Annotated in this window: 5 protein-coding genes; 3 read left to right on the top strand and 2 right to left on the bottom strand. The window is 37.3% G+C overall.

Going from position 1 to position 6,722, the window contains the following annotated elements:
- Positions 1 to 1,231 (bottom strand): molybdopterin-dependent oxidoreductase (locus QMD82_07155; protein ID MDI6851692.1); only part of this gene is annotated, 1,231 nt, incomplete at its 3' end.
- A 718-nt stretch (positions 1,232 to 1,949) separates the two neighbouring features.
- The gene (locus QMD82_07150) at positions 1,950 to 3,407 is read right to left on the bottom strand and encodes an HD domain-containing protein (protein ID MDI6851691.1); all 1,458 of its coding nucleotides are present in this window, start codon (positions 3,405 to 3,407) and stop codon (positions 1,950 to 1,952) included.
- A 120-nt stretch (positions 3,408 to 3,527) separates the two neighbouring features.
- Between QMD82_07150 and uvrC the strand changes: the two genes are divergently transcribed.
- The 3 genes from uvrC to QMD82_07135 form a co-directional block, all read left to right on the top strand.
- Complete coding sequence (gene uvrC / locus QMD82_07145) at positions 3,528 to 5,300, top strand: excinuclease ABC subunit UvrC (protein MDI6851690.1); 1,773 nt, start codon at positions 3,528 to 3,530, stop codon at positions 5,298 to 5,300.
- 21 nt (positions 5,301 to 5,321) lie between these two features.
- Positions 5,322 to 6,377 (top strand): PAS domain-containing protein, encoded by a 1,056-nt coding sequence (locus tag QMD82_07140; protein MDI6851689.1) that lies wholly within the window; start codon positions 5,322 to 5,324, stop codon positions 6,375 to 6,377.
- Between the two features lie 7 nt (positions 6,378 to 6,384).
- A partial coding sequence (locus QMD82_07135; protein ID MDI6851688.1) for a GAF domain-containing protein occupies positions 6,385 to 6,722 on the top strand: 338 nt, incomplete at its 3' end.

The following is a 6,722-nucleotide window of genomic DNA, read 5'->3' as shown; positions in this document are numbered from 1 at the left end:
CAAAGTATTCAAAAAAGGACTTGGCTGGAAAAACGAGGTCTGAAAAAATTGCAGTATCTGTCAAAAAGAGGTCGTGGGTAACAACAAAAACTCCCTTATCAACAATTGCCTTTCTCAGCCTGTTTACATTTGGATTTGTCGTTAGCGGATTGGCATTATAGACAAAAAGTAATTTAACCTCATCATTTTCAATGGCTTCAGCGAGCTTGGATTGTAATATGTACTTCGGCTCCTTCGTCCTTAAATTAAAACCTTTTACGTAATCTTTATCCAGTCCAACGTCCATATTGTAAATAAATCCCGGTAAGTTTCCTACGAGGAAAGGTAGATAGGATATAAAGGCCACAGACGAAGGCCCTTCTTTGCTCCTCTGAAATCCATATCCAATATGTACAATGCCTCTTTTCTCATAAAACTTTAGCGCAAATTTTTCCACTAAGGAGAATGATACACCGCACTTCTCCGATAAATAATCAAAAGTATACTTATCAAGATACTCTTTAAACTCATGAAAACCTATAGAGTTCTGTAAAACAAACCCTTCATTATACCACTTTCTATCAATTAAAATTTTAGCTACAAGCAGGGCAAAAAAAATGTCAGTACCCGGTTTAATCTTAATGAAATTGTTGGAAACTGCAGTTTCGCTTCTCCTTACATCCACGACCCAGATCTCGAAATTTCGTCTCCTGAAATAGTTGTACCCGTGAAGATTAGTTTTAACGGGATTTATCCCCCAGTAGACAATCAAACCCGAATTTTTCACATCTTCAGGTGACAGCCCGACAGATGTTCCATAAACGTCCTTTAAAGCCTCATCTCCACCTGAATCACAAACATTGTGATTTACAAAGGTGGCATTTAATTTATTAAAAAATCGGTATGGGAAAAACCGATTAATAATTCCCCGTGTACCTGCAAATTCAAAGACAAGAATCTTATCCGGTCCATACTTACAGACAACCTCATCAATGGCACTTTTGAATATGTAAAAGGCACCGTCCCAAGACAAATTTTGAAATTGCCCGGAGCCTTTTCTAACTTGAAACAAAGGATATTTCAAACGCCTTTCTGAAAGAGCCCACTCGTTCATGTGCATCCCTTTGTAGCAAAGAAAACCAGCAGTGATGGGATGCTCTCTTTCAGGGGAAATGTTTAGGCGTTCCCCGTCATATGCAGTTTTGAAAAAACAGGTATCATAACAATCCCTCGCACAAATCGATCTTTTCATGAACTTATTTTAAACCTATCCAATTATTCTGCAAAACCGGAGACGGAGAAGTAACACAGGCAATTGAAGAACAGCTAAGGGAACTCTAAATTTTATATATTCGAAAAAGTCCAACAACCAGTAAAATTTAGAAAAACAAGACTACTTGCTATTGCTTCGGCAACAATAGACATTCCTACGAAGAAGGCAAGAGTTTTATAGTCTACGCCTTTCAAAACTTTTCCTCTCTTCTTGCAAAAGATTGAAAAAGTAGATACAAAAAGGAGTGAGATAAAAGATATTTTCTAACGGAATTTAAACCGGGTAAAAAACTCTAAGATTTTTAGCCCGATAAGGAAAAAGAATAAAGAAAGCGAAATTCTAAAATACCTTGCAAGCTCCTTGTCTTTGATTGACTCATGAGAATGGGAAAGAGGGCGGGGATGAAACTCCTCCTTCAAAATAATAACCATAAAGACAAAAAGCAGCATCAAATTTGCTAATGCGAAAAAGAAAAGATATTTAAAAAGGCAAAAACCCGACTCATAGCAATTGGCAAATTTTGAGGATTACCGAGAGGGCTTAAAACATTACCCACTATAACTGAAAAGACAAGAAGCAAAACCCAAAACTTTTTATCAAGCCCTTAATTGTTCAAAAGTAAAAACCTTTGAAATACTTGTCAAAGGTAGCCATTCCCCTCCAGCGCAAAGCCAAGGAAAAACATTCCAAAATAAGATCAGTCAGGAAGGACTACAAGACCATTGTGAAGAAGTTTTAAGGCAATATCTACAGCCTTTGGATCATACTTGACATTTTTTCCTATTTCAATTTCTTCCTCTATCTCAGCAAAAGTGCGTTTTCTTCGGTAAGGTCTGTCGGATGACATGGCATCAAGAATGTCAGCCATTATAACCGCATGTGATGCAGAACTAATTTCACTCCCCTTCAGTGCATCCGGATAACCTGAGCCATCCAGCCTTTCGTGATGCTGTCTTATATAATTCAAAGTTCCCTCCAAAAAGTCGAGATCTCTAACAATATCACAAGAATATTTCACATGAAGTTTAATCATTTCCATTTCCATTTCACCAAGGGCCTGAGGCTTTGTTATCAGTTCTAAGGGCAAAACAATCTTCCCGATATCGTGTACAAGACCTGCAAGCTGTACATATACTAATTCATTCTCATCAAGCCCCATCTCATAAGCTATAATTCCCGATAGTCTTGCGACATTTTTAAGATGAAGGTAAGTATGTAAATCCTTACTTTTGACAATGGATAAAATGGGTTGTAGAGATTTTATGAGGCTCTCAGAGATTTTATCTCCACTAACGCTAAAAATCCTTTTCCATTCTTCGGGTAGCCCTCTGGACGGTTTCATATAAAAATTAACGGTATATGCCTTTCTCCATGGCTCCACAGCTATTGTTGAGATCCGAACAATTTTACCCCTCTTGGCCCGTTCAGTTTCTGCCTTTAACTTCTTTACAAAATCATATTTAATAAGACAAGTGGAAATATGTCTATTAAAACTGCCAAAAACGTAGTAACTCTCACCCAGGAAACTTACCCTCGCAAATTCAACATATTTTCTTTGAAAGTAATTAATAGCAGTCAACCATTTTACCTTATCCACTACCTCTCCTTTTAAAAGGCAAGGAGAAAATTCGGTAGCGCCATCGGACGCACCTTTTCTCTTGTATCCACCAGAGATAAAAACTTCGGAGGAAGCAATAATTGTATTCCCTTTGTATAACTTCTCAAGACCGCTTATGGTTCGCTCAAATTCGTTCTTGACACTCCTATACAATATCACTTCTCTCACAATTGATTCACAGAAATAATCGAGAAAGCCGCTAATTATAGTGGGCTCCTTAGAAAAGAAAAGTAATGCAGTATAGATTCGCCCATCTTCAAAATTATAATGTTTAAACAAACCAAATAAGCCCGCATATTGCAGAAGGTTCCACGTGTGATCTTCTCCCTGTAAGCGGATTAACTCTCTTGGCAGAGCCTCAAAGAAAGCCCTATCCAGCCCAGCACAAAAAATAAGGCGAAACTCATCATCAAAGACACCAATTCCACTGAGATCAAGTATCTTGCTAAAATCCTGAAGTTTTTGGTTGAACTCCTGAAGGTTAAGGGAAGGAAGGATGAATCTCACATACTTTCTAGAGTTTTCCTTATTTTGCACGGTTAATATTTTAACTCACTTCTTAGAAATTTCAAACCGTTTCGCGGTTTCCCGTTAAATATGCTTAAAGAAGCCCACAAAATAAGGAAAATCCAGCAAAATGGATTTAAAATAAAAAGGATGAACAAAGTTTTAAAAGAAAAAATAGAATCAGCCCCACACACGCCTGGAGTTTACATCTTCAAATCGGGAGAAGAGATTCTTTATGTTGGAAAAGCACGAGATCTGAAAAATCGCTTAAAGAATTATCTAACAATGCCCGAAGACCCACGAATTGCGATACTGATAAAAAGGGCGAACAACATCGACTATATAATTACAAACTCGGAAGAGGACGCCCTGCTTCTTGAAGCAAACCTTATTAAAATCTACAAGCCAAGATACAACATCAGGCTCAAGGATGATAAGAAATACCCCTTTATAAAAATCACAATGGAAAGATTTCCATCTATTTCGCTAACGCGAAATCTCAAAGAGCCTGGTATAACGATTTTTGGACCCTATGTGAATGCCCAATCCGTCAGGCGAACCATTCGCGCGATAAGAAAAATCTTCCCTATAAGAACTTGCAAGTATAAACTTCCTTCTGACAGGAAAATTAAGCCCTGCATAGACTACCAGATAGGAAAATGTCTGGCCCCATGTATTGATGGCAATGTAAATGAAGAAGTCTACAACAACATAGTCCAGAATGTAATAAAGTTCTTAAAAGGTCAAACATCCGAGATTATCAAAGAACTTGAGGAAAAAATGAAAGAGGCAGTTTCAAGGTTGGAATTTGAGAAGGCAAAGATTTATAGGGACGAGCTGCTCGCGATCACAAAACTTTCTAAGGAGCAGGTAGTATCAAGAATTGGAGGCGAAAACAAAGATGTCTGCGTAGTTTACAGATTGGGGAAAAGCGGTATTGCCTATCTCCTCAAAATAAGGGAAGGGATTTTGGTAGATAGAGAATCCTATTTCCTTGAGGTTTTAGAACACGATAGTGAGGAAGAAATCCTTAAAGGATTTATTATGCAATACTATTCATCTGCCAGCAACCCCCCTGACAATATTATAATTGATAAAAGTTTTGAAGACTTGCCCACCGTAAGCTCTGCACTGAAAATAAAAATAAGAATCGCAACAGGAGAAGAAAAAAAGCTGATAGAAATGGCTTATGAAAATGCCAAAAAAGAGCTGGAAGAAGAAATAGCTAAAAAGAAAGGCGCAAAGAAAGTACATCCAGGCCTTGTTGAGCTTTCAGAACTTTTGCACATGGTGAAAGTTCCAGAGAGGATAGAGGCCTGTGATATTTCTCAACTTTTTGGTGACGAAAGGGTAGGAAGTTTTGTGTGCTTCGTAAAAAATCGCCTTTCCAAATCAAACTACAGGAAATATAAAATTAAAGGAGAATACATTGATGACCCACAAATGATGTATGAGGTGGTTAAAAGGAGGCTCGATGACGAACCATTACCCGATGTAATCCTTATCGATGGAGGAATAACCCAATTAAACGCAGCAAAAAAAGCAAAAGAGGAGTTAAAAAAGGATGTTCCACTTATGGCTTTTGCCAAAAGGTTTGATGATCTTTATCTCGAGGATGGCCGAAGAATTATGGTTCCCAAAAGAAGCCACCTTTTTTCACTACTTAAAATTTTAAGAGATGAAGCCCATAGGTTTGCAATACAATATCATAGAAAGTTGAGAAATAAAAGGTTTTTGGAATTCCCTTACAAAATCAAAGGTATAGGGCCAAAAACAATAGAAAAACTCACACACTATTTTGGAAGTATTAAAAAAATTAGAGAAGCTTCATTGGAAGAACTAAAAAAGGCAGGAATTAATAAGAAAGCTGCAGAAAGAATATACAAGTTTTTTCATTCACAAAACGAGTTTGATTCCCGCTAAAAAGGAACGTATAATTAATATATGGAGAGCAAAGATATTTATTATGTGGGTAAAGATTCTTCGATTCATACAGTTTTGAAAGTTTTTGCCGAAAAGCACGGCTTGACATCCGAAATAATAGAATCTCTTGAAGATTACATCAGCGCACTCGAAAAGAAACAATACCCGATATTTATTTATGACTTAGACCTCCCAGCTATGGAACTCGATGACTTCTTGAGACTCCAGAGTGATTTAGACGATACACCAATTAATATAGCGGTTACATCAAGGGAAGTGAAGGGACTCGACGGTTTTATGCTAATTTTGGAAAAAGAAGACTTTAAAAAAACAGAATCCTACCTCTTACTGCAGTATCTCTGCAAAAACGTTAACATGCTGGGAGACGTTATTCACACCTGGAAAACGCAGCGAGAACTCATACGCAATCTACCTTTAGGAATGTACAGGACTACAACACAGGGGAAATTTCTTCTTGGAAATTTAGAACTCCTTAATATTCTTGAGGTTCCGAGTTTTGAAATCCTATCGAGATTAAACGCCCGGGATTTTTACGTCAATTCAGAAGACAGAGAAAGGTGGATTGATCTGATTTTCAAAAATAAAGTGGTTAAAAATTTTGAATTCAAACTTAAAACCTTTAAAGGCAACATAAAGTGGATAAGAAATAATGCACGCGGTGTTTTTAAGGGAGGTACCCTCGAATACATTGAAGGCTTTCTCTCAGATATAACGGATGAAAAGCTTTTCAGGGAAAAAGAGGCAAGGCTTCTTGAAAACTCTCTAAACCAGAGACTATACCTTATAAGCCTTTTTAAAAGCAGTGGATCTTACATTAAAGATATTGAATCCGCTTTCTTTGAAATTGCAAAGAATTCTTGCAAAGTGCTCAATGCCAGCAGATTTGGAATATGGATCTTAAAAGATGGGAATTACGAGAACAAAGTAGTATACAACTCCGAGAAAAACGACTTAGAATTGGAAAAGGTTACCTTTAGTGAAAAAGTGCATCGCCGTTACTTAAATTTTTTTGAAACAGGGAATACAAATCAGTACACCGGATGTAACACAAGATAACAGGCTAATGGAGCTTTATGAAAATTATATAAAGCCCAGAGAAATTAAATCGGTCATCGATACCCCTATATTTGTCGAAAATGAGTTGTGGGGAATTTTGAAATGTGAATATACTAAGAAGCACGATATAGATAGGCAGGATGAGTGGTTTAACCACATTCTGGCCCTTTACATCGCAAATCTGATGGAAACTGCCCTGGCAATAGAAGCAAAAGAGGAAACCAAAAATTATGCAAAAAAGCTGGAAAAATACTTTGAAGAAGTTATTTTACTCCTTTCAAGGATCGTTGAAGAACGAGACCCGTATACAGCAGGCCATCAGAAGAAGGTAGCATTGATAGCTGC

Source organism: bacterium, from assembly GCA_030019025.1.
Classification (GTDB): domain Bacteria; phylum Hydrothermota; class Hydrothermia; order UBA1063; family UBA1063; genus UBA1063.
This window is presented reverse-complemented; position numbering and strand designations above follow the sequence as displayed.